Annotated in this window: 21 protein-coding genes and 1 pseudogene; 8 read left to right on the forward strand and 14 right to left on the reverse strand. The window is 65.3% G+C overall.

What is annotated here, in order from left to right; genetic code table 11:
• From BKA07_RS01815 to BKA07_RS19125, 4 genes and pseudogenes are all read left to right on the forward strand, one after another.
• Complete coding sequence (locus BKA07_RS01815) at positions 1-1,014, forward strand: 4-hydroxythreonine-4-phosphate dehydrogenase PdxA (RefSeq protein WP_245161799.1); 1,014 nt, start codon at positions 1-3, stop codon at positions 1,012-1,014.
• A complete protein-coding gene (locus tag BKA07_RS01820) occupies positions 1,011-1,622 on the forward strand; it encodes a tripartite tricarboxylate transporter TctB family protein (RefSeq protein ID WP_167949391.1) in 612 nt (203 codons plus the stop codon). The genes BKA07_RS01815 and BKA07_RS01820 overlap by 4 nt, the downstream gene beginning before the upstream one ends.
• Positions 1,623-1,631: 9 nt before the next feature.
• Positions 1,632-3,149: a tripartite tricarboxylate transporter permease gene (locus tag BKA07_RS01825; RefSeq protein WP_167949392.1), complete on the forward strand. Its 1,518-nt coding sequence runs from the start codon at positions 1,632-1,634 to the stop codon at positions 3,147-3,149.
• Positions 3,150-3,361: 212 nt separating this feature from the next.
• Positions 3,362-3,730: pseudogene (locus BKA07_RS19125) on the forward strand (VanZ family protein); the annotation flags it as partial.
• Between the two features lie 448 nt (positions 3,731-4,178).
• On the opposite strand, the gene BKA07_RS01830 reads toward BKA07_RS19125, so the two are convergent.
• The 4 genes from BKA07_RS01830 to BKA07_RS01845 all read right to left on the reverse strand — a co-directional run bounded on the left by BKA07_RS01830 (position 4,179) and on the right by BKA07_RS01845 (position 8,171).
• Positions 4,179-5,810 carry a PepSY-associated TM helix domain-containing protein gene (locus tag BKA07_RS01830; RefSeq protein ID WP_167949393.1) on the reverse strand — a complete coding sequence of 544 codons (1,632 nt, stop codon included), beginning with the start codon at positions 5,808-5,810 and terminating at the stop codon, positions 4,179-4,181.
• 74 nt (positions 5,811-5,884) lie between these two features.
• Positions 5,885-6,517 carry a hypothetical protein gene (locus tag BKA07_RS01835; RefSeq protein ID WP_245162047.1) on the reverse strand — a complete coding sequence of 211 codons (633 nt, stop codon included), beginning with the start codon at positions 6,515-6,517 and terminating at the stop codon, positions 5,885-5,887.
• Positions 6,518-6,693: 176 nt separating this feature from the next.
• Positions 6,694-7,935: an FAD-dependent oxidoreductase gene (locus tag BKA07_RS01840; protein ID WP_209043833.1), complete on the reverse strand. Its 1,242-nt coding sequence runs from the start codon at positions 7,933-7,935 to the stop codon at positions 6,694-6,696.
• Positions 7,932-8,171 (reverse strand): ferredoxin, encoded by a 240-nt coding sequence (locus BKA07_RS01845; RefSeq protein ID WP_245161800.1) that lies wholly within the window; start codon positions 8,169-8,171, stop codon positions 7,932-7,934. The genes BKA07_RS01840 and BKA07_RS01845 overlap by 4 nt, the downstream gene beginning before the upstream one ends.
• A gap of 81 nt (positions 8,172-8,252) precedes the next feature.
• Here BKA07_RS01845 and BKA07_RS01850 point away from each other — a divergent pair, with 81 nt between their 5' ends.
• Both BKA07_RS01850 and BKA07_RS19665 read left to right on the forward strand, forming a co-directional pair.
• Positions 8,253-9,473 (forward strand): cytochrome P450, encoded by a 1,221-nt coding sequence (locus BKA07_RS01850; protein ID WP_167949396.1) that lies wholly within the window; start codon positions 8,253-8,255, stop codon positions 9,471-9,473.
• A complete protein-coding gene (locus BKA07_RS19665) occupies positions 9,470-10,183 on the forward strand; it encodes a TetR/AcrR family transcriptional regulator (protein WP_167949397.1) in 714 nt (237 codons plus the stop codon). Before BKA07_RS01850 ends, BKA07_RS19665 begins: the two co-directional genes overlap by 4 nt.
• Here BKA07_RS19665 and BKA07_RS01860 read toward each other — a convergent pair.
• From BKA07_RS01860 to BKA07_RS01870, 3 genes are all read right to left on the reverse strand, one after another.
• Entirely contained in the window at positions 10,178-10,519 is a 342-nt protein-coding gene (locus BKA07_RS01860; RefSeq protein ID WP_167949398.1) for a ketopantoate reductase family protein, read from the reverse strand. The genes BKA07_RS19665 and BKA07_RS01860 overlap by 6 nt on opposite strands.
• Before the next feature lie 393 nt (positions 10,520-10,912).
• Positions 10,913-14,338 carry a DEAD/DEAH box helicase gene (locus BKA07_RS01865; protein ID WP_167949399.1) on the reverse strand — a complete coding sequence of 1,142 codons (3,426 nt, stop codon included), beginning with the start codon at positions 14,336-14,338 and terminating at the stop codon, positions 10,913-10,915.
• Positions 14,339-14,358: 20 nt separating this feature from the next.
• Positions 14,359-15,324, reverse strand: coding sequence for a ketopantoate reductase family protein (locus BKA07_RS01870; RefSeq protein WP_167949400.1), 966 nt, complete (start codon positions 15,322-15,324; stop codon positions 14,359-14,361).
• A gap of 132 nt (positions 15,325-15,456) precedes the next feature.
• Between BKA07_RS01870 and BKA07_RS01875 the strand changes: the two genes are divergently transcribed.
• The gene (locus BKA07_RS01875; RefSeq protein WP_167949401.1) at positions 15,457-16,116 is read left to right on the forward strand and encodes a TetR/AcrR family transcriptional regulator; all 660 of its coding nucleotides are present in this window, start codon (positions 15,457-15,459) and stop codon (positions 16,114-16,116) included.
• 90 nt (positions 16,117-16,206) lie between these two features.
• Here the strand turns inward: BKA07_RS01875 and BKA07_RS01880 are convergent, their stop codons facing one another.
• The 7 genes from BKA07_RS01880 to BKA07_RS01910 form a co-directional block, all read right to left on the reverse strand.
• Complete coding sequence (locus BKA07_RS01880; protein WP_167949402.1) at positions 16,207-17,058, reverse strand: aldo/keto reductase; 852 nt, start codon at positions 17,056-17,058, stop codon at positions 16,207-16,209.
• Between the two features lie 51 nt (positions 17,059-17,109).
• Complete coding sequence (locus BKA07_RS01885) at positions 17,110-18,072, reverse strand: ArsA family ATPase (protein ID WP_167949403.1); 963 nt, start codon at positions 18,070-18,072, stop codon at positions 17,110-17,112.
• Complete coding sequence (locus BKA07_RS01890) at positions 18,063-18,368, reverse strand: cory-CC-star protein (RefSeq protein ID WP_342448962.1); 306 nt, start codon at positions 18,366-18,368, stop codon at positions 18,063-18,065. The genes BKA07_RS01885 and BKA07_RS01890 overlap by 10 nt, the downstream gene beginning before the upstream one ends.
• A 4-nt stretch (positions 18,369-18,372) precedes the next feature.
• Positions 18,373-20,100, reverse strand: a complete 1,728-nt coding sequence (locus BKA07_RS01895) for a carbon starvation CstA family protein (RefSeq protein ID WP_167949404.1) — start codon at positions 20,098-20,100, stop codon at positions 18,373-18,375.
• Between the two features lie 202 nt (positions 20,101-20,302).
• The gene (locus BKA07_RS01900; protein ID WP_167949405.1) at positions 20,303-21,154 is read right to left on the reverse strand and encodes an aldo/keto reductase; all 852 of its coding nucleotides are present in this window, start codon (positions 21,152-21,154) and stop codon (positions 20,303-20,305) included.
• Between the two features lie 214 nt (positions 21,155-21,368).
• A complete protein-coding gene (locus BKA07_RS01905) occupies positions 21,369-22,319 on the reverse strand; it encodes a phosphoglycerate dehydrogenase (protein WP_167949406.1) in 951 nt (316 codons plus the stop codon).
• 2 nt (positions 22,320-22,321) lie between these two features.
• On the reverse strand, positions 22,322-22,744 hold the full coding sequence (locus BKA07_RS01910; RefSeq protein WP_342448963.1) for an MmcQ/YjbR family DNA-binding protein: 423 nt from the start codon (positions 22,742-22,744) through the stop codon (positions 22,322-22,324).
• A gap of 55 nt (positions 22,745-22,799) precedes the next feature.
• On the opposite strand from BKA07_RS01910, the gene BKA07_RS01915 reads away from it, so the two are divergent.
• The gene (locus tag BKA07_RS01915) at positions 22,800-23,981 is read left to right on the forward strand and encodes an ArsB/NhaD family transporter (protein WP_342448964.1); all 1,182 of its coding nucleotides are present in this window, start codon (positions 22,800-22,802) and stop codon (positions 23,979-23,981) included.
• Positions 23,982-24,085 lie beyond the last annotated feature (104 nt).

Consider the following 24,085-nt stretch of genomic DNA (forward strand, 5'->3'; position numbering starts at 1 on the left):
ATGGACTCTTCACAGCCTCGAATCGTCCTGGTGCCGGGAGATCTCTCCGGGGTCGGACCCGAACTCATGGTCCGACTTCTCGCCGATCCTGCCAATCGGGTCCGCGCGAGACTGCTTGTCACAGCGACCGCGGCGGAGCTGGACTCCTTCGCTCGCACGGCGGCAGCGACGATCCCTGATCGCGACGACATCGAACTTCTCGGCACCACGTACACAGGTCCCGAAATTCCGGTCGGCGAAGTCAGCGTCGCCGCGGGCCGGCGCGCCCTGGCCGATCTCGCCACGGCACTCGACCGCTGTGCCGGCGGCGAGGCCGACGGCGTACTCTTCCTTCCGCTGAATAAGGGCGCGATGGGGCAGGCGGGCATGCGTGAAGAAGACGAACTGCGCTGGTTCGCGAAAAGGCTCGAGTTCGAGGGCTTCACTTCGGAGCTCAATTTCATCGAGTCCCTCGTCACTGCGCGGGTGACCTCGCACGTGCCCGTCTCAGAGATCGCCGACGGCATCAGCGCCGGTCGCGTGCTCGAGACGATCGAGCTGCTCAATCGCGCCGTGTCGCAGACCCGAACCTCGATACCGAGGTTGGCTGTCTGCGCCCTCAACCCGCATGCAGGTGAAGGAGGGAAGTTCGGCCGGGAGGAGATCGACGACATCGCTCCTGCGATCGAGCTGGCCCGCTCACGCGGCATCGATGTCGAAGGACCATTCCCGTGCGACACTCTCTTCTCCCGCGCGGTCGGCGGAGACTACGACGGGGTGGTGACGATGTATCACGACCAAGGACAGATCGCGATGAAGCTGCTCGGCTTCGATCAGGGCGTGACCGTCCACGGTGGACTTCCCGTTCCGATCGCAACTCCCGCCCACGGCACCGCTCACAACATCGTCGGCACGGGAGCGGCCGACCTCGGTCCAAGCTCCAATGCCTTCGACCTGGCGGTGCGGATGGCTGACCAGCGCCGATCTACGACAGGCATCGATTCGATCAGCAAGTCGGAGGTGCCCGCCAAATGAGCACGACGGCCGAAACCGCAAAGAACCCACCTCGGAACAGACCGGACGTCGCCGACGTCGTCGGGACCTCGATCCTCGGAGTCGTCGGAGCTGCGGCCGCCATCATGGGGGTTCGATATGGACTCACTGAGAACGGACAGGTCGGGCCGGGAATGCTCCCCTTCCTCACCGGAACGTTCATCCTCCTGGCCTCGGTCGCTGAGCTCTTCCGGCTCTTCTTCGCTCGCGTGGGCACCTCGGGCGGTCGCATGATGTCAGCTGTCGAGGACATAGAAGCCACTGCTTCGGAGTCGATCGGCGTCGTCGACGACAGCCGCTCCGACCAGGCAGCGAACGACGAACTCGACACCTTCGGACGGACCGAGAAGCAGCGCAACCGTGCACCGTTCTACATATTCCTGACACTCGGAGCCGCGCTCCTGCTCATCCCGGTCCTCGGCCTTATCATCTCGCTGGCTGCTGCGATCCTCTTCCTGCTCCTCGTCGTGGAGAAGCAGAAGTGGTGGACCTCAGCCGCCACAACGATTGGTGCGGCTGTTTTCGTCTACGTCGTCTTCGGGCTCGTCCTGTCGGTTCCACTGCCGACCGGGATGCTCGGACTGATCTGAGGAACTCTAATGATCGACAATCTCATGATCGGGCTGGAAACTGCAGTCAGCCCAGAAAATCTGCTGTGGTGCTTCGTCGGCGTCCTCCTCGGCACGGTCATCGGCCTGTTGCCGGGATTGGGTTCAACCACCGGTGTGGCAATTCTCCTGCCGGTGACACTCACATTCGAACCGGTGACAGCGCTCATCATGCTGGCCGGAATCTACTACGGGTCGCAGTATGGATCGTCCATCAGCTCGATCCTCATCTCGACCCCCGGTGATTCCTCGAGTGTCGTGCTCACCTTGGACGGTTATCAGATGGCTCGAAAGGGACGAGCCGGAGCCGCATTGGCCATCTCTGCTCTGGCATCGTTCTTCGCCGCAATAGTCTCTCTCGTCGGACTCATCGCCTTGGCCCAGCCGATCGCGAAGTTCGCACTCAACTTCGGACCGGCGGAGAACCTCGCGGTCATCCTGTTGGGCATGGCCACGATCGTGTCCTTCGCGGGCGAGAATATGCTCCGAGGCATCACCATGGCCGCCGCCGGACTTCTGGTGTCCATGGTCGGAGTGGCCTCCGGCTTCTCGACGGCTCGCTTCACTTTCGGCAGCGTCAATCTGCTCTCCGGACTCGACTTCGTCGCGGTGATGATCGGCATATTCGCCGTCGGTGAGGTCCTCCATCAGATCCGCCGAGGCGGAGAGAAGCCGATTCGTGCGCGCTTCAGGGACCTGCTCGTCACCAAAGAGGAACTCAGGCGTTCATTCCCGTCCTCAGCCAGGGGCACCGGTCTGGGTTTCAGTGTGGGCGTCCTGCCCGGAGCGGGCGCCACTCTGGCGACGTTCCTCGCCTATGGTGTGGAGAAGCAGGTGAGCAGGTTCAAGCGCCTCATCGGCAAGGGCGCTCCCGAAGGAGTCGCCGCACCTGAGGCGGCGAACAATGCGGCCGCCAATGCGAGTTTCATCCCGACTCTGGCGCTCGGCATTCCCGGCAGCGGCACAACCGCCGTCCTGCTCGGAGCCTTTGTCATCTTCGGCCTGCAGCCAGGACCGCTGCTCTTTCAGCAGGAGCCAGATCTGGTGTGGGGGCTGCTCGTGAGCTTCTTCTTCGGTAACCTCATCCTCCTCGTCCTCAACCTGCCGATGGCTCCGGTCTTCGCTCAGATTCTGCGAATCCCGTACGTATTCCTCTACCCGATCGTGCTCATGATGAGCTTCGTCGGAGCCTTCGCACTGGGCAACAATACGTTCACCCTGTGGATCGTCTTCTTCGCTGGGCTCCTCGGATACTTCATGAAGCGCTTCGACTTCCCGGCCGCGCCATTCGTACTCGGTCTCGTGCTGGGACCGCTGCTCGAGAAGTACCTCGTCCAGACTTCGGCTATGGGGGACGGAAACCTGCTCATCATGCTCCAGCGCCCACTCTCGCTCGTTCTCACCATTGCCGCCCTCATCGCCCTCGTCTACCCCCTTGTGGGTGCGGTCATCCGCAACCTCAGGACGCGGAAGGCCGATGCGACGGCGAAGGAGATGGCGTCGAAGTAGAAGAGCAGGTCGAATTGGACCGCCGCCCCACCTCGGCGGTCCAATAGACTGCTCCGGTGAGCAGTTTCGCCGTACCCGCCATCCTTGCCGTCATCGTCGGATGCGCAATCGCAGTTTTCGCCTTCGTGCCCTTCGTCGCCATCAGCTTCCGCCGACGCGGCGGGATGACCTTCTGGCGCACCGCGTCGTGGTTCGCCGCGGCGATCTACGCGATGGCGCTGTGGACCTACACTCTCGTGCCGTTCCCTCAGCCCTCAGACGTGGAATGCTCGCCGACTCAGCTGCGACCGTTCCAGTTCGTCGACGATATCCTCGGTTTCGACACCAGCAGCATCAGTGCCCTCATGTCGAATCCGGCTGTGCTTCAGGCGACCCTCAACGTCGTCCTCTTCGCCCCCTTGGGATGGTTCATCCGACAATTGGCCGGTCGCGGCATCGTCATTGCGACCGTCACCGGTTTCGCCATCTCCGCATTCATCGAGTTCACGCAGCTCTCGGGCATCTGGGGACTCTATGAATGCGCATACCGGGTCTTCGACGTCGATGACCTGATGATGAACACCCTCGGTGCCTTCGTCGGCTCGAGCGCCTCGCTGCTCTTCTTCCGCCGAGGCGACGACGCCCCGGACGCGAGCGTTCCACGACCGATCACTGCGCCTCGCCGATTCATCGGCATCGGATGCGACATGGCCATCGCCTGGGTGGGGTCATGGTTCGTCGTCATCGGGACCGTCTTCGTCACCACGCTCCGCGGAGACGGCGAGATCGCCGAACCGGGCGACACCGTCATGAACATCGCGTTCCTGCTTCCGCTCTTCGCACAGCTGGTGTCAGTGCTGTCGGGCGCCGTCACCCTGGGAGAGCGCCTGGTGCTCATCGCATCCGCACAGACGCGCCTCCCAGCGGCGATCTCCAAACCGCTGCGCTTCCTCTTCGGAATCGGCGGCTACATGCTCCTGACCCAGTGGCCTTTCCCCGGTTCGGGACTCATCCTCACCGTGTTGATGCTGGCCACCTTCATCATGGTCTTCACGACCCGTTCACACCGTGGTCTCGCGTGCGCTGTCGCGGGGATCGAGCTCGTCGACTCCCGTGCAGACCGGGGCGACGCCCGCGGAGAACGGCGAGCCGAGCGAGCACCACATCGAGGACGAGGAACCCCAGCAGGCTGATCCCCATCATCGGGAGGAACATCCCGATCCCTGCGGCGGCGAGCGCTGCCGCGACCGGCGCCCACCAGGGAGCCGTCGACATCGCGCCTCGCGCCGGTGCCTTTCCGAACCGCTTCGTCGGATCGTGCTTCGGCCGCCGCTGCCACCACATCGCATACCCCCACACGACCATCGAGGCGATGCCGATGGCGAGGACGAAGAGGACGATCTGATTGGCCAGGCCGAACATGGATCCCATGTGCAGGTCGATGCCCCAGCGGGCGAGCTTCGAAACCAGTCCGTAGTCGGAGAAGTCGACGCGATCGGTGATCTCCATGGTCTCGGCGTCGATCGCCACGGCATCGACCTCGGTCGGGAAGCTGCGTTGGATCTCCTGGACCACCCACGCCGATTTCCCATCGGCAGGCGGCAGGATCTCGACCAGCCCGGTGTTGACGTTGACGTCCTGTGCCATGGACAGCATCATGTCGAAGTCTGCCGGGTCGGCCCCGGCAGACTCGGCCGTATCGTCGTGCCCCGACTGACCGGTGTGCCCAGAATGATCGCCGTGGCCCTCGTGCCCGGAGCCACCCGTGCCGCCCTCGTGGCCGGCGTGGCCGCCGCCCCCGTCGCCGTTCGCCGCGCCCGCGGCCGTGTCCCCACCGAGTTCCGTCGACACCGCGGGCGTCGTCCAGTCCAGAGCCGCGCGCAGCTTCGTCACGTTGTCCCCGCCCAGCTGGGACCAGGTGATACCCGTCGCGGACAGGAACAGCATCCCGATCGCGGCCCAGACACCGACCGAGGCGTGCCAGGAGAAGGTGCGGCGCAGCCCCTTGTGCTTCATCGTCGGCCGCAGCAGGGCCGATGCCTTCCGTGCCCTGCGCGCACGGACCGCCCACAGGCACAGTCCGGCAACGGCGATGATCCCGAGCCAGGAGGCGGCGAGCTCGCTGTAGTACCGACCGACATCGCCGAGGTGAAGGCTGCGATGCAGCTGATCGACCCAGGTGCGCAGCGGGAGGGCTCCCGAGGTGCCGTACACGGTCAGGTCGCCTGTCACCTCGGCGGTGGTGGGGTCGATGAAGATCGCCCGGGATTCGCTCTCGCCCAGGTTCGGGTCGTCGAACATCACCCGGGTCGTGTCCCCGGGCTCCGGGGCCGGGCGCACCGCGCTGATGGTCTCCCCTCCCCCGGCGTAGGTCGTCGCGGCCGTGACCTGGTCGGCCAAGGGCAGGGCCGGATCGGTCGCCGAGGCGGTGAGTTCATCGGCGTAGACGAGCTTCTCGAGCTGTGGGCTGAGGGCGTAGAGCGCCCCGCTGAGTGCGGCGACGAGGATGAACGGGCCGACGAAGATCCCGGCGTAGAAGTGGAGTCGGCGCAGGAACGGGGTGAACCAGCCGGTACGGAACTCGCCGGCGCGAGGTTTCTCGGTGTGGTCCAGTCGGGGTGACGGAGTGCCGCCGGGGCCGTTGCCCGAGGTTTCGGGCAGGGACGAAGAATGAGTGGTCATGATGGAGCTTTCTGTGAAAAGTGGTCAGCAATGCCCGCACCGACGTCGATCCGCCGATGTGGGTGAGATGAGAGTCAGAAAGCTGCTCGAGGGGGCCCGCGCTTGAGGACGGGCGAGCGCAAAACGCCCAGGGATCGCGGGATCGCCTGAGTCACCGCGACCATCGACCGCGGGCCCTCGGGCACGGTGTGCAAACCGAGGTGGACCGGCATGAGTGCTCTGATGATCAGTCGCCCGAATTCCCAGAGCCTGGAAGGCAGGGACTCCGAGAAGTAGATCATGGCGATGGTGATGACCGCGGCCACCATGTGCGCCACGATCATCGGTGTCGAGGTATGAGCATGCATCGCCGATTCGGTTCCACCCATCGATCCCATCGGCCCCATAGACTCGTGGTGACCGGTGTGACGAAGAGCATGCCTCTCAAACACGGCAGCCGGCGCTGCCGCCGACGCCTTCGGAGTGAAGACCATGAACAGAAGATGGAACAGGGCTTGGCTGCCGCCCACCGAGGCTGATAGGCGCCACAGTGACAGCTGCCGACCGGCCAAAAGAACACAGACCAGGGTCGACAGGACCAGCGGCACGATCAGGCCCATCATCGTGGGCAATGAGCCGCCGCCGATCACGTGCGAGGTCAGAGCGACGAAAGTGGCGAAGGACGCGGCAAGGCTACCGCGCAGGGCACGCTGCCGCCGGTCCTTCATCGTCACGCGAACCATTCTCACACAGTCAACGCACAATGGCTGCTGCCCTGTAGGTTCACTCTCATCGTCGCGATGGCGGCCTCAGCCTATTACAGCACTTCGACGTTCAGACGATGGCCGTGTAGCAGTGCTTCTGAAACCTGTGCGCTCGGCACACGGGATCGGCCCTCAGGTCGCTAGCCCGGAGCGGCCGTCTCCTCCAATGTGGTCCCCTCGACAAGAGCATTACGCCAGCGACGAAGAGCCTTGAACATCCCAGCACCGATGACGCCGACGACTCGGCCCGAAGCGTCCACACACACGGCCACGAAGCGTCGGTCCTCGACCGCCCCCTCGACCACCTGGAACCGGTGCTGCCGGGAGAGCATGCCGAAGCTCTGGACCTTCAGGTCGTACTGGTCGGACCAGAAGTACGGTATCACCGTGGTATGCGCTGCCGGACGCCCGAGGATGTCCTGTGCGCTCACGAGGGCGTGATCGTTGGCGGTCAGACGGTGCTCCACGCGAACGTGCTGGCGACGGCCCGGGTCCCACCAGGCGGCGACGTCGCCGACCGCCCAGACATCGTTCGCAGCGCGACCGGTCGCGTTGCAGCGCACACCGCCAGCGCCGACTTCGTCGGGCCCGCTCAGTGGCACATCACTGCCACTGAGCCAGTCCACAGCCGGTTCTGCGCCGACGGCCACGACGACCAGATCTGCGGGGACAGTTCTCCCGTCAACGAGGGCCACTCCAGTGACGCGGCGGTCGGTCTCAGTGAACGCAGCGGCGGCGACGCCGAGCTCGAGATTCACGCCGTGGCCGCGGTGCAAGTCGGCGAGCATGGCGCCGATCTCATCCCCAACCTGCTCTAGCATGGGAAGCGCGCGGGATCCGATCAGAGCGACATCCTTGCCATGCTCACGGCAGACTGCAGCGACCTCGGCTCCGAGGAATCCCGAGCCCACGACAGCGACTCGCTGCGCGCCATCCAACTCGGAACGCAGGGCCACCGCATCGTCGAGCCCACGCAGCCGGTGAACTCCACGCAGCCCCTGCGCCGCCGGATGTCTGCGGGCGCGGACCCCGGTCGCGATGATCAGGGCATCGTAGAACACGCTCTGCCCAGAGTCGAGTTCGAGCCGGTGTGCCTCGACGTCCAAACCGACCGCCCGCGTGGACAACCGCAGGGCAGTCCCGGTGGCAGCAAGCTCATCCGGTGTCCGCAGTCGCACCTTCTCCGTCGGCCAAGTCCCGGCCAGAACTTGCTTCGACAGCGGCGGTCGATCGTACGGCGAGTGGGCTTCCTCGCCGACGATCAGGATCTCACCGACGTGCCCAGCCCCGCGAAGCGCATCAGCCGCGGCGATCCCTGCCGGACCCGCCCCGACGATGACGATGCGGGAGGGTGAGGCCTCGTCCATGGATATCGTCGTCACTGCTCGTGGACGCGGATTGCGGCCGCCGGGCACAGGGCGGCGGCAGACCGGGCCGATTGTTCATGATCGCTGCTCGGGTGCTCATTGAGGATCACGGCTACTCCGTCCTCGTCTCGCTGATCGAAGACCTCTGGTGCTGCGAATACGCACTGTCCTGCCGAAATACATCTGTCTTCTTCAAGCTCGACCTTCAATGCCGTCCCCTCCGCTGCAGCTCTCCATTGCTTCTGAAACATTCGTCAGTCAACTGACTTAATGCTAGCCTAGCATCCACAACGCAATGTCGCGGTCGGCGCGGCACCGGAAAGGAAACCTCCATGACAACGTCGAACACCTGCCCCATCACGGGTGCCACAGCTGAGGACCCACTCCCCTTCCCCTTCGAGCCGCCCACCGCCGTCGCGCCGCCGGAGGAATGGGCCCAGCTGCGTGAGCAATGTCCTGTGGCGCATGTGCGCACCCCGCAGGAGGACGCGCTGCTGCTGACTCGCTACGACGACGTGAAGTCCCTTCTGTCCGACCCGCGGTTCACACGGTCCCCGACTGCTGAGCAGGCGTCGAAAGCCGGAAGCAGCCCCGGATCGGGCTCCTCACTCAATATGATCGGCGACGACCACATGCGCTGGCGGCGCCTGCTCAGCAAGTCATTCACAGCCAAGCGCATGCAGGCCATGCGCCCTCACATCCGTCAACTCACCGACGAACTGATCGACGACATGATTGCTGGCGGAAACACCGCGGACCTGCGCACGGCACTCGGGTTCCCGTTGCCGGTATACGTCATCTGCGACCTTCTCGGCGTCCCCGCCGAGGACCGTGACAAATTCGCATACTGGTCAGATCACTTCTTGAACCTCACACGATATGAGCAGGCTGAAGTCGAGCAGGCGATGCGAGAGCTGAACGATTATCTGACTGCCCACGTCCAGCGCAAGCGTGAGCAACCCGGCGACGATCTGCTGTCCGAGCTCACCGTCATCGCGGATGACGACGACGGCCGCATGTCCCAGCAGCAACTGGTCGACACCGGCACGGGATTGCTCGTCGCCGGACACGAGACCACCGCAAACATGATCGGCAAGATGACTGCCATGCTGCTCACTCGCCGGGAACGATGGGAACAGCTGATCTCCGATCCCAGCTTGGTGCCTGCAGCGGTCGAAGAATCACTCCGCTTCGACGCCAATCTCGGATTCGCCATGCATCGGTGGGTCTCGGAGGAGGTTCAGATCGGCGACACTGCAATCGAACCGAACACCATGGTGCTCTCGGCGATCCCGGCAGCGAATCGCGATGAGCGCGCGTTCGAGAATGCCGATGAGATGAGCTTCTCACGGGGCCCGAACCAGCATCTGACCTTCGGCGCGGGTCCGCACTCATGCTTGGGCCAGAGCTTGGCCCGGGTGGAATTGGCCACCGTGCTGACGGCACTCCTGGAGCGCCTTCCCACCCTCGAACTCGCCGTCGGTGAGGATGAACTCGAGAGGCGGAAGGGGCTGCTGGTGGGCGGACTGGAAGACGTTCCGGTGCGCTGGTGAACACCGATGCCTCGGAGGGCCCATCGACGGGCCCTTCCCCGGCTCGCAGGCCGGGACCATCGCGACGTCGAGCCCAGGCAGACACGACGCGATCACAGCTGCTGCTCGCCGCGGAGCGCCTCTATGCGATCCATGGGATCTCCGAGGTGTCGAACCGACAAGTCGCTGAGGCAGCCGGCTCTGCCAACAATTCCGCTGTCGGCTACTACGTCGGCACGAAGACCGACTTGCTTGAGGCGATACTCCGCTCGCACAATGAGCCGATCGCGCGAGGCATGAAGGAGATGATAGACCGGACTGCCGGCTCGCCGGACCTGCACGACTACATCGAGTGCCTCGTTCGCCCCTACACAGACCATCTCGCCCAACTCCGCCGTCCGAGCGGGTTCGCGCGAGTCATCGCGCAGGTGGTGACCGATCCGACGCTGCTCCGCAACCGCGTTTTCGATTCGACGCTCGGGCAGACGCTGCGCCAAGCGTTCAACCCGATGTGGGCCCAGATCGCTGACGCCCCAAAAGAGACGATCGAGATGCGCCAACAGGTGCTGCGCAACATGGTCCTCCACACCTGCGCCGAACAGGAACGCAGCGCCCATTTCTCCGAGGTGCCCGCCGACTGGTCTCTGGTCAGCGAAATCCTCATCAACTCCGTCGCTGCGGTCCTCACCCACGTCCCGAGCCAGCCTGGTGGCCTCGGCTCCGACTCATGACCCTCCGGCACTGCTGGGAGTGGGCAGCCTGATCCTCGGAACACGCGCTGAGGTATGCGCCGCCGTTGCCGCGCCGAGTCCCGAGGTACCGCCCTTGGCCTTGAGCACGGGGATCATCTCGCGCACGAGGCGCACGGCTTCTCTCAGAGCGTGCTGGGACCGGTCGGGAGCGTCGAAGTTTCCCATTCGCAACCATCCGACCATGATGGCGGCATCGAGGATGAAGTGGAACCACAGCCAGCTCCGGAAGTCGGCGACGTGCGAAATCGAGAATCCGGCGGTTGTGAAGAGCTCGCGCACTGCGCTGTGACGCCCGGTGCGGCTCGATCCGTCCACGTCGGCCAAGAATACGCTCTTGACGAACCCGCCGCGCAGGGTGTTGGCGGAATAGCCGTCCGCCGCCAGGGAATCCCCACACGACCTGCTCGCGGGGCAGAGAAGCCACCGCAGCGGCAGGGTCGGTCCAGACGCTGTTGACGATGAGCACGGTGGCTCGGCCGACCCGAGTGCTGAGAAAGCTGAGCGATCGCTCGCTCCACCGAATGGCACATCACCGAACGCGGCCTCTACCGCACCCTCAATCGACTGCAGGATTCAGGGCTGTTCCCGAACACCGGCGTCGATGCTTCGCGGACCGGCTCCAAGCGCAAGATTCTCTCACTGACACCGCTGGGGGCGGGCTTTCTCGAGGGCATTGCGCACAGCCTCATCGAGCTGCCGGGAGGCTGCTCACTCGTCCAGCAGTCCCTTGATGTCGGCGGCCGAGATCACCTCGCTGAAGGCGCTGCCGTTGTCCATGAGCGCGGTGAACAGCTCGGCCTTCTTCGACTGCAGGGCGAGCACCTTCTCCTCGATCGTGTTCTCCGCGACGAGCCGGTAGACCATGACGTTGCGGGTCTGACCGATGCGGTGAGTGCGGTCGATCGCCTGCGATTCGGCGGCCGGGTTCCACCACGGGTCCAGCAGGAACACGTAGTCCGCCTCGGTGAGGGTGAGTCCGAAACCGCCGGCCTTGAGGCTGATGAGGAACACCGGGGCACGGCCCTCACGGAAGGCCTCGATGACCTGCGTCCGATCCCTCGTCGACCCGTCGAGGTACACGTAGTCGATGCCGCCCGCCTCGAGTTCGGCGGCGACGGAGCGCAGGTAGCTCGTGAACTGGCTGAACACGAGCGCCCGATGGTCCTCGGCGGTGATCTCGGCCAGATACTCCATGAGGACGCTCAGCTTGCTCGAGCCGATCCCGGAGTCGGCGTGTTCGGCGACGATGCCCGGGTCGAGGGCGAGCATCCGCAGCAGCGTCAGCGACCTGAAGATCGCGAACCGGTTCTCCTCGAAGTCGCCGAGGAGACCGAGCACCTGCTTGCGTTCGCGTTGGAGGACCGTGTCGTAGAGTCGCCGGTGCTGGGTCTCGAGCTCGACCGAGAGGACCTGTTCCTGCTTGTCCGGCAGGTCGGCCGCGACCAGGTCCTTCGTCCGGCGCAGCATGAAGGGTCGCAGCCTGGAGCGCAGCCGAGTCATCCGCTCCGGGTCGCCCCCGGACTCGATCGGCTTCACATAGTCGTCCTTGAATTGCTTCGCGTTCGGGAACAGTCCCGGTGCCGTGATCGCCGCGAGCGACCACACATCGGTCAGGGAGTTCTCCATCGGCGTGCCCGTGATCGCCAGTCGGAACGGTGCCGCGATCCGCTTGGCCGCCCGGTGGGTCTTCGCCTGGTTGTTCTTCATGAACTGCGCCTCGTCGAAGATGACTCCCGCCCAGTCGAGGTCCGCGAAATGGTCGATGTCCAAGCGCATCACCGCATACGAGGTGATCACGATATCGGCACCGGCGACCGCCTCGGCGACGGAGCTCCTGCGCTTCTTCGCCGTCGCCGACACCGGCCTCACGTTCAGGTGCGGGGTGAATTTCCGGGCTTCGAGCACCCAGTTCGCCACCACCGAGGTGGGGGCGACGACGAGGAACGGCGGACCGTCACCGGTTGCACGCACGATCCGGTCGTGGTCGATGAGCGCCAGGGTCTGGAGGGTCTTGCCCAGGCCCATGTCGTCGGCGAGGATCCCGCCGAGGTGCTGCTCGCACAGGAACGCCAGCCATCGGAATCCCTCGACCTGGTAGGGCCGCAGCTGAACATTCACGGTCTCGGGCACGGCCACCTCGGCGATGGACTCCAGCTGTCGCAGACCGTCCATGAGTCCGGACCACCGCGGGTCCTCGGCGACGTCGTCGGCGAGTTCCTCGAGGTCCTCGTACAGGGCCGTCTGATAGCGGCTGAGCTGGGGGTTCTCCGGTGTGAAGCCGTCGAGGGAGGAGGCCTCGGCGAGGAGTTCGCGCAGCTTGTGGAAGGCGGGATTGTCGAGCGAGAAGAAGGACCCGTCCTCGAGCATGAGATGGGATTCGTCCGTGGCGAGGGCCTTGAACAGGGTCACGAACGGGATCTCGTGGCCTTCGATGCTCACGTCGATGCCGAGGTCGAACCAGTCGGAGTCGTCGCTGGCCTGCGTGCGGACGGTGACCTGGGGGTCGGCCTCGAGTTCGCGGAACCTCGGCGCGGCATCCGCGTCGGCAATGCTCACCTCGACGTCGTCGAGGGCCTCGAGCTGCGGGAGGATGCGGGTGGAGAACGTCGCGACGTCGATGCCGGTCAGGGTCGTCGTCTGGGACCGTGCGCAGTTCGGGTCGATCGCGTGCACCCGCGCCAGGACACTCTTCTCGAACCGCCCGTCACGGCTGCGCAGGGGGTCGGCGAACTCGCTCTGATGCGCGATCAGAGGATGCGTCCGCTTCGGCGAGTAGTAGGTCCACGACCACTCGAGGCGGGCACTGCCGCCCCCGGCCTGCCCGCTGTCGTGACCCTCGGCCGGTCGGCCCTGCTTGCCTCCGCGCTGCCCGCCGTCCTGTCTGCTCGCCTGTTCGTCGGCAGCGGCGTAGCTGACCTGCAGATTCAGGTGCGGTTGACGTTCGACGGGCAGGTCGACCGATTCATCGCTGCTGATGATCGTGTCTCCTCGTCCGCGACCTGCAGGCGGGCGCAGCAGTGGGAGGATCCGGTCGAAGAAGTCCTCGTGGGCCTCGGCAGGGATCTCCGTCGCCGAGGTGGTCTCCAGCATCGCCCGCTGCCCCGGACTCAGGCGGGTGTTCAGGGGTGCGATCGTGATCGTGGCTTTCGACTTACCGGTCAGAGCCAGTGAGTAAATGCCCTCGGATCCGATCGGGCGCACCGTCTCAAGCGGCTTTGTGCTGTCATCGATGCTCACCTGAGGTGAGATGCTGAGGTCATCGGTGGACTTCGTGACGTCGATGCGAAATGTTGCGGTTCGGCCGAGGCGGACATCGATCTGCTTGTCGGTGCTGACCAGAGGAATGTCGACCTCTTTCGCCTGGTCCAGGAGGTCCCAGAGGAACGGGGAGGCGAAGTCGTCGAGGGTGATCGTCGTCGACGAGCTCGGATACCCGCGGTAGCCGAGTGTCTCATCGAGCGTCGCCAGGCGGAAGAACCATTCGAACTGTTCGGAATCGAACCGGGCGGAGTTCATTCGGGTGGTGAACCAGTGCCAGCCCGCCTGTCCTTTGATCCAATTGCCCGTCGACCCGGGGACGAGGGGACGGATGTGCAGCTGAGGTTCCGCCTCGTCGGAGATGTCGGCGGCCTTGAGCCGGGCGGGCTTCTTCGGTTGGAAGTAGCGGCGATTCGGCGGCCGGTGCAGTTCGAAGCCGAGGGCCAGAGGAGTATCGGGCACGGTCGTGGGTCGGCGTGAGGCCTCGACGATGCGCTCGAGCTGCTGCTTCCATACCGGCGTCTGGGACGATGTGCCCGGAGCACGGTGCCCGGCCGAGGCATCCTGTTCGAGGGTGCGCGTGTTGTTGAACAGCAGCAGCGCCACACAGTGTTTGCAGTCGCCGCCGATCGGGCATGAGCAATGGGTGTAGACGATCTCGCCCGGTTCACCGTCTTCGTAGTCTTCGAAGACGACAGCGGTGCGGTAGAGACCACTGGATCCGACGACATCGCCGACGAGCTCCTGCTCGCCCTCGTACCAGACCGCCCGCAGCACACGTCCCTGCTTGGAATAGGCTGTTCCACGCGAGAAGGTGCCTTCCCCTCCGAGATCGATGATCTCCTCGGTCGGCACCACCGTCAATGCTCGATCCATTGGCTCAGTTTCTCATGCGATCAGTCTCCACCGCTCCCCGATCCGAAGGCCGGCTCATTCGCCTCCAGCCGCGGGACTGCCACGCCCAGTCGCCTCGCGTCGGCGAGGACATCGCGGGGGTAGATGGCCTGCGCCTCGAAGTCGATGTGTCCGGTGGCGTGCGCCTGGTCCATGATGAAGGTGTACAGGTTGTCGCCTGTCAGCAGCTTGTGCATGGCGAAGCCGATGATGTCGGCAGGAATGTACCGTGCCGCTGCGCTGCCGAGCCTCGAGGTCCCGCCCTTCGCCCTGAGCACGGGGATCATCTCTCGCACGAGGCGCACGACTTCCCGTAGTGCAGGACGCGACCGGACGAGTGCGTCGAAGCTTCCCATCCGCAGCCAGCCGACCATGATTCCGGCGTCGAGGATGACGTGGAACCAGAGCCAGCTGCGGAAGTCTGCGACATCCGAGATCGAGAATCCTGCCGCCGTGAAGAGTTCACGGACTGCTCGGTGTCTGTCGGTGCGGCTCGACCCGTCGACGTCGCCGAGGAAGACGCTTTTGGCGAATCCGCCGTGCAGGGTGTTGTCGGAATAGCCGCCCCCGCCGCCGGGGAATCCCCACACGACCTGGTCGCGGGGCAGAGAGGCCACTGCGGCAGCGGGTTCGGTCCAGATGTTGTTGAAGATGAGGACCGTGGCCCCACCGATGCGGGTGCTGAGGAAGTCGACTGCGGTGTCCATCTGATCGTGGTTGACGCTGACGATGACGAGGTCGTAATCGTGATCGGCCTCGAGGTCCTCGCGCAGGGTCACCGGCCAGGCCCCCTGGACCGGCTTCCCTTTCCGGGAGGCCCTCCCGTCTCTGATGTCCAGGTCGACCGAGGGACCGAAGTCGGCCGCGCGTCCGGGGCGGACATAGAAATCGACCTCGTTTCCGTCCCTTTCCAGGGCCCATCCGTACAGTGTCGAAATGACTCCACGGCCGAACATCAGAACCTTCATCTCTGTCTCTCTCCTTCGCACCCTTCGGTGCAGCTCAGTGCCTCAATATATGTGGAAGGTGGTTTCCACTTACGCTTAGACTAAGCAGTGAATCGACTGATGCATTCCGAATCTCCGAAAGTGAGAGCAGAAATGACCGAGACGACTCAGATCGGCGGCACCGGAGGCTCCAAGCTGCGGGCGGATGCCGCGGACAACAGGGCGCGCATTCTCACAGCGGCGCGTGAGCTCATCGCGGAACGGGGCATCGACGTGCCGATGACCGCGATAGCCCGACGGGCCGGTGTGGGTGCGGCGACCCTCTTCCGCCGCTTCCCCGACCGGAGTTCGCTCATCGCCGAGGCGTTCGCCACGCAGCTCACACACTGCGAATCGGTCCTTGAGGAGGCTTCGGCAGACCCTGACCCCTGGCACGGGTTCTGCATGTTCATCGAAGACCTCGGACGGATGCAGGTCGAGGACCGCGGGTTCACCGAGGCGTTCCTCTCGGCCGTCGCCGACAGATCGGGAATCGATGAGAAGCGCATGCGGGCGGAGTCGGCCTTCGCAGGTCTCGTCGACCGCGCTCAGAAGGCGGGCAGACTGCGTCCCGACTTCAGCCCCAGCGATCTGCTGCTGATCTTCCTCGCCAACGGCGGCCTGAGCCAGGCTCCGCCCGAGCATGCCCATGACCTCTCGCGCCGACTCATCGCCTACCTGCTGCAGAGCTTCGAAGCCAAAGGTGTCCGGGACGAACAATCCCTGCCCCGACCGAGCCGGATGGGACTGAGCGAGGTCTTTCCTTCCACATAGGCCGCACGGGTGAGAGCGGCACTGCAGGTGAGACCCGCGCTGCGTCGCCGCCCCCGGACTGCCGAGCGGCGCCGAATGAGTGACGGCCGCCTACATCTCCTCGTGGGCGTTCGGGTCGCGGTCCTGCATCCGTCCCTGCGCCAAGCCGGAGATCGCCTCGACTTCACCGGGTTCGAGGGCGAAGTCGAAGATATCGAGGTTGAGCAGCTGGCGGGCCGGATCGGCCGATTTCGGGAGGGGAACGCTTCCGAGCTCATGATGCCAGCGCAGGACCACCTCGGAGGGGACGACCTCATGTCGTTTCGCGATGTCGATGATGACCGGTTCGCTGAGCAGGGAGCCCGCCCGTCGCAACGGCGCCCAGGACTGGGTCCGTATGCCCAGTGCGCGGTGGAAGGTCAGCAGCTCCGGCTGCGGGAAGTAGGGATGGAGCTCGACCTGATTGACGGCGGGGGTGACTCCAGTCTCATCGATGAGACGCTCGAGCATCGGCTCGGTGAAGTTCGACACTCCGATCGAACGCACCAGTCCGCGTTGCTGGGCGTCGATGAGACCGCGCCAGGTGTCAACGTATCTGTCGACGCTCGGGTTGGGCCAGTGGATGAGGTGGAGGTCGAGGCGATCGAGGCCGAGACGCGCCAGTGACTCCTGCGTGCTGGCCACCGTCTCCTCGAAGCCGTGGTGACGGCCGGGGACCTTGTTGGACACGAGCAGCTGTTCGCGCTCGACTCCGCCGGCGGCGACGGCCTGACCGACCTCGACCTCGTTGTCATAGTTGACCGCGGTGTCGAGGAGCCGGTAGCCGTTGCTGATGCCGGCCGCGATCGCTTCGACGCCTGCCTCACCCGTGAGCTCGGAGGTGCCGAGGCCGATCGCCGGAATCGTGTGCCCATCGTTGAGGAGGAAGTCGGAGACCTGTGCTTCGGGCAGTGGTTCACTCATGCCCCCACGGTACGTGTGACGGTTCCCTGCCGAAAGGGGGTCTGTCCGCGTTCAGACGAGTAGATCGGCGAGTCGGCGCACCGCCTCGGTCCCGGCAAGCTCACCAGCCAGGAGCGGTACCTCACTCACCGGCACCGGGGCGACTCCCCTGGCCAGTTCTGCCAGCTGGCGGTCTTCGAGATCACGGCGGGCGGAAAGGAAGTCTCCGGCGTCCGCGGGCGAACGCCGATTGACGACGACCCCGGCGAGGTCGACGTCCAGGTCGTGCAGCTGTCGGACCAGATCGAGGGTCTCGGCCACGGGCAAGCGTTCTGCCAGCGTCGTGATGAGGAAACCGGTCTGTTTCGAGTCGGCGATGGTCGACCGCAGCAGAGCGAAGCGGTCGCGACGGGCCAGGAGGCTCCGGCGCATCTGCGCATCGGGCCCCGGCGTCTCCTCTTTCGGGCTGACGAGGGAGCGCGCCGCGGCGGCGAAGCGCTCGGAGCGGTCGCGGTTGGTCACCAGCGACTCGGCCCAGCCGGTCAGCCGCTCGGGCAGCGCCAGCAGGTGCACGGTGTGACCGGTCGGTGCGGTGTCGAAGAGGACGAGGTCGTAGTCCCCGATCGAGTCCTCGGTGATCGTCGCGATCCGTTCGAGCACGGCCGATTCGTGACTGCCGGGAGCGGTCTTCGCGGTCTTCAGATGATCGCGCACCGCGGTGTGCGTGCGTTCGGGCAGCATCCGCATCATCATCGACTCGACGCTCGCGAAGTGCGCCTCGATCGTCGCCTGCGGATCAACCTCGATGGCATCGACGTGGCCGATCTCGGCCGTGAACACACGCCGAGGATCGTCGCCCAGCCCATGTTGCCAGATATCGCCGAGGTTGTGGGCCGGATCCGTCGACACCAGCAGCACTCGACCGCCGTCGAGTGCTCGTGCCAGCGCCAGCCCGGACGACACCGAGGTCTTGCCCGTTCCGCCCTTGCCGCCGACGAAGAGGAGCCTGCGGGAGCGAGCGATGTCTAACAGCATGCGATGTGATCCAGAGGAGAGCGCGGCAGGCCCATCCGCCGATGCCAGGCGTGGAAGTCTCCCCACACGGCGGGCATGAGTTCGGCTGTGTAGTAGGCCGCCGGGTCGGGGACGCCGAGCGTCTCGCCGAGGACGACGATGGAGAAGAAGTCGTCTTCGGCCTGCTGCTCACGCTTGAGCGTCTGCCGGTACGGTCCGATGTAGAACTCGAGCAGTCCGGAGCGGAAAGCCGCCCACTTCCTCGGCAGCGACCTCAGGCCGGCGACGATGGAGCTGCGGGTGATCGGCGACTTCACAGGATCAGATGTTCTCTCGGGAGGCCGCGACCTTCTCGTCCGCGTCCGGCGCCTCGGGCGGTTCTTTGTATGCCCGACGCATCGCCAGGACCGCTTCGACGGCGACCCAGATGCTGGCGATGATGATGATCACGTCGATGGCGAACAGCAGCCAGTCCGCGGTCCCGGGGGTGGCGAAGCTGATCAGCTGGTCGATGGCGGCCCAGAACGACATGACGAAGACGAAGGCCAGGGGGATCATCGCCGGTGCCGGGTTCCTCTGCTTGCGGATGAGGATCACGGCGATGATGGACAGCGACAGAGAGGCCATGAGCTGGTTGGTGGTGCCGAACAGCGGCCAGATCCGCAGACCGCCTTCACCGCCGAGCCCCTGCGAGAATGTCAGCCCGAGTCCGAGGACGACGACGAGCAGGGTGGCCGGGATGTTGCTGATGCGCAGTTTGACGGTCTCCCCGATCTCCTGGATGACGAACCGCAGCAGACGCATCCCGGTGTCCATGGTCGTCGCCGCGAACAGGACCGCCATGGTGGCCAGGACGGTCGCCGAGAGGGAGGCGGGCAGTCCCAGTCCGTTCTCCATCAGGGCGCCGCCGCCCTGGACGAAGGCGTCGACGCCGCCTTCGCCGAAGGCCGAGTAGATCTCCTGCCAAGCGGCAGTGGACTTGATGCCGCCGATGATGGCCAGAATGGTGCCCAGGGACAGCAGCCCCTCGCCGACCGCGCCGAAGTAGCCGACAAACCGCGCGTCGGTCTCCTTGTCCAGCTGCTTCGAGCTCGTGCCGGAGGCGACCATGCCGTGGAAGCCCGAGATGGCGCCGCAGGCGATGGTGACGAAGAGCAGCGGAACCATGCTCGGCGTGCCGTCGGGGACGTTCATGTTGACGGCGGGCGCGACGAGCTCCGGTTTGACTGCGGAGAACAGTGTGGCGGTGAGCACCGAGCCGAACAGCAGGATGAGGCCGATGAACAGCTGGACGCCGTTGATGTAGTCACGCGGCTGCAGCAGCACCCACACCGGCAGCAGCGAAGCGATCGCACCGTAGACGAAGAGAGCGACGATCCAGAACGTGGCCGGGCTCATCCCGAGGGTCGATTCGGGCAGGACCACGGGCACAGCGCTGCCGAGGACGATGAGGGAGTAGAGGGCTACGACGCCGACGACGGTGACCGGGATCAGCGGAATCCGCAGACGGTAGACGCACAGGCCGACGAGCAGCGCGACGACAATGGCGCCCCAGGTGGGGATCACTGCCGTGGGGGTGCTGATGAGCAGGTTCTTGATGACCACGGCGAAGGCCGCGATGACCATGAGCAGCAGGAGGAAGATGACGATGAGGAAGAGGTTCGCCCCGCGCTTGCCGATGTAGCGGGAGGACAGAGCCCCGATCGAGCGTCCCTTGTTGCGCACCGAGGCCCACAGCGTTCCGAGGTCGTGCATGCCGGCGAAGAAGATGGTGCCGATCGTCACCCATAGCAGGGCCGGCAGCCAGCCCCAGATGATCGCGATCGCCGGACCCACGATCGGTGCCGCGCCGGCGACCGAGGTGAAGTGGTGTCCCCAGAGGATGTACTTGTTTGTGGGAACGTAGTCGACTCCGTCGTGCATCTCATGCGAAGGCGTCTTGAATCCGTCGGAGAGTCGGAAGACCTTGCGACCCAGATACTTCGAGTACAGGAGATAGCCGCCGACGAACATCGCCAGGCCGATGAGCATGATGATCAGGGACCCCATGGGGCGCCTCCCTTTCGCAGCGCATCACTGCGCTGCCGCGAAGAATTCACAGTACCTTTAATGCCAGCTTACCAGCCCCTGTGAGCTGCCTTACCCTGCAGCTGGTCGTGGTGTCGGTCAGCTGCCTCACCGATCACCTCGTCGCGGTGTCGGTCAGCTGCCTCTGGTCTCGGTGTCTCTCACGCGGACGCTGCTGCTGTCCTCACATCTCTTCGTGGGTGAGCGGATCCCGGTCCTTCATCCGGCCGCGCTCAAGAGCGGAGATCGCGTCCACCTCGGCGGGGGTGAGATTGAAGTCGAAGATGTCGGCGTTGAGCCTCTGTCGGTCGGGGCTGGCCGACTTCGGGATCGGCAGGCTGCCGACCTCGAGGTGCCAGCGCAGGACGACCTGGGCCGGCTCGACGCCATGGGCACTGGCCGCCTCGGCGATCGGAGCCTCGGCGAACAGCCCCTGGTCGCGATACAACGGCGACCACGCCACTGTCTGGACGCCGATGGTCGCATGGAAGTCGATGAGCTTGCTCTGCGGGAAGTAGGGATGGAGTTCGACCTGGTTGACCACTGGGGTGACTCCGGTTGCGGCGATGAGTTCCTGGAGCATCTCCTCGGTGAAGTTCGAGACGCCGATCGACGTCACCAGGCCGCGTTCGCGCAGCTCGATGAGACCGCGCCACGTGTCGACGTACTTGCCGACGCTGGGGTTGGGCCAATGGATGAGATGGAGGTCGAGACGCTCGAGGCCGAGCCTGGCCAGGGACTCTTCGGTGCTGGCGATGGATTCCTCGAAGCCGTGGTGGCGGCCGGGGATCTTGCTCGTGACGAAGAGTTCATCGCGCTCGACGGGACTGTCGGCGATGGCTTGGCCGACCTCGCGCTCGTTCTCGTAGTTGACCGCGGTGTCGAGGAGTCGGTAGCCGCCCGCGATGCCTGACACGATCGCGTCGACGCCTGCTGCGTCCCGCATGGCGTAGGTGCCGAGGCCGATCTGAGGGATGCTCGCACCGTCGTCGAGGTCGAGGGTCGGGATCACTGAGTCACGCGCTGAAGTGGACATGTCCCAACCCTATGACCGCGGAGGTGGTTCCGGCCAGAGGCGTGCATTGCCTTCACTGGACATCGACACCACGGCGGAGCGCCGAAACGTTTGTGCGTGCCCAGTGGTCTCGGCACCCCGCCGTGGTGTCGGCACTCCGGCACTCCAGTGCTCCAGTGCTCCAGTGCTCCAGTGCTCCGGCGTGGTGTCGGCGTGCAGCATGCGCCGCGGGGGCTCAGACCACTGTGCCCTTGGGGGTCTTCGCGTCGAGGACGTCGATGACTGCTTGTGCCGCGGCGACTCCTGCGCGTTCTCTCGCCTCGACGGTCTGCCCGGCGAGGTGGGAGGTGATGACGACGTTGTCCATAGTTCGCAGAAGATTGTCCGCCACGATGGGCTCCTGCTGGAGGACGTCGAGTCCCGCGCCGGCGATCGCACCGGAGTTGAGCGCGCTGAGCAGGGCTTCTTCATCAACGAGGGAGCCGCGGGCCGTGTTGATCAGGACCGCCGAATTCTTCATCGCGGCGAAGGTCTCGGCGACGATGACGGGGTCGTTGCGACCCGCTCTGCTGTGCAGGGTGAGGTAGTCGGCGGAGCCGATCGTGGTGTCGAAATCAGCGAACTCGATGCCTGCCGACTGAGCAGAATCAGAATCGGGGTGCGCAGTGGAGACGAGCACCCGCATGCCCAGCGCGGAACCGAGTGCCGCGATCGCTCGACCGCTGGGCCCGTACCCGATGACGCCGAGGGTCTTTCCTCTCAGTTCGGTTCCGGCTTCGCGGGGCCACCCGCCCTCGGCCACCCCGGCGAATACCTCCCCCAAACGCCGAGCGCAGGCGAGCATGAGGGCCAGCGCCATCTCCGCCACCGCATGATGGTTGACCCCCGGGGTGTTGCAGACGCGGATGCCGAGCTCACGGGCCGCGTCGATGTCGACGTTGTCATAGCCGACCCCGGCCCGCGCGATGACCTTCAGCCTCGGTGCGGCCGCGAGCATCTCACGGGTGATCGGCTCGCTGGCGGCGATCGCGCCGACAGCCTCACTGAACAAGGCCAGCCTCTCCTCGGAGCCGCGCGCACGTCCTGCCGGAGAGTAGAGCGGCTCGAGGCCGTGCTCGCGCAGCATCGTGTCGACGGTGTCGCCGGGGTGGAGGTAGTCGGTGGTGATGACGATGCGGTTGCTCATGCTCAAGAGGATATCGGTGATTCCGGAGGCCATGTCTCCGCGGCCAACTCCCGGACCAGCCTCGCCGAGGCGGTGTTTCGGTAGGAGTCGGCGAGCAGGTCTGGGAGGTCCTCCACGTCGAGCTCGTCGAGTTCGAGTCCGATCCAGCCGGACGGACCCAGGTACATCGGGACGAAGGAGCCCGGTCGCTCAAGCATCACCTCGGCGTCCATCGGGTCGAGGAGGACGAGCAGCGCGTGTGGGTGCTGGACCATCTCGCCTGTCACGAGCTTCTCCGTACCTCCGAAGTGGGCGAAGATCTTCTTCGTGAAGAAGGTCGGGCGCCCGTGGGAGACCTTCTCCTGCGCCTCGGGCAGGCGCAGCGCGATCCGCCGCAGCCGGGCCAGCTGCGGGTCGCCAGGATCGAACATCTGAGGGTGGGCCACCCATCAATCATACGAGTGGTCGCCGAGACCCGTTCCTGCCGACTACAGTGCATGTGTGAGCCAAGCAGAGGCCATCGAATCGCGTCGGAATCGGATGAGGATCGTACCCTGGGCCCTTCTGGGCGTGGCCGGTGTCGTCGTCGCCACCGGCGTGCTGCCTGTCGACAAGGCTGCGGAATTGGCGTCGACCACCGGCCCCGTGCTGATCTTCGTCGTCGCCATGACCGTCGTCGCCGAACTCGCGAGCACCGCCGGAGTCTTCACCGTCATCGCCGAACAGCTGGCCGCGTGGGGTCGCGGCCGAGTGATGCTGCTCTGGATCTTCGTGCTCATCATGGTCACCCTGATCACGGCATTCATGTCCCTGGACACCACAGCAGTGCTCGTGACCCCGATCATCGTGCTCCTGGCCAGGCATATCGGTCTCTCGCCCCTGCCCTTCGCCCTGGCGACGGTGTGGCTGGCCAACACCGCCTCCCTCTTCCTGCCGGTGTCGAACCTGACGAACCTGCTCGCCGCCGACACCTTCGGCAGCACCCCGTTCGCCTTCGTCCGGGCGCTGTGGGTCCCGGCTCTCATCTCAGTGCTCATCACCATCGGAATGCTCACCGTCCTCCACCGAGGCTCACTCAGCGGCCGATACGAACTGGTCGAGCGGACCAGGATCCCGGACCGTCCTCTGCTTGCCGTCGGCATCATCGTCATCGCACTGATGCTGCCCCTGCTCGTCTCCGGGCTGCCGGTCTCGATCGTGGCTTGTGGCGCAGCTCTGATCCTGGTCGCGGCGTTCGCCGTCAGGAACAGGAATGCACTCGGATTCGGCTTGGTGCCCTGGCGCACGATCGTCTTCGCGGGAAGTCTCTTCGTCCTCGTCGAGACGGTCGAGGCCCACGGGCTGACTTCTGCCCTGGCCACGGCGTCAGGTTCCGGTGAGGACGTCTGGAGTCTGCTGCGGTTGGCGGCACTCGGTGCTCTCGGCGCCAATGCCGTGAACAATCTGCCGGCGTTCCTGGCGATGTCGACTGTCGCTGAGACTCCGATGCGGATGGGCGCCCTCCTCGTCGGCGTCAATCTCGCGCCGCTGGTCTCACCGTGGGCGTCGCTGGCGACGCTGCTGTGGCATCAGCGGCTCGAACGCCTGGGCGTGGAGATCTCCTGGCTGAGGTTCGCGGTGCTCGGGCTTGTGCTCGTCGTGCTCATCGTTCCGACGACGGTGCTGGCGCTGCGGCTCTCGTGAAGTCGCCACTCTCGATGGCGTGCTCGCGGCCCTCACTCCTCCCGAGAATCAATACCGTCCAGGCATCATCACATGCTTTTAAAACCTTGGACAGTGCAACGGAC

Origin of the sequence: Brevibacterium marinum, assembly GCF_011927955.1 — a bacterium.
Lineage (GTDB): Bacteria > Actinomycetota > Actinomycetes > Actinomycetales > Brevibacteriaceae > Brevibacterium > Brevibacterium marinum.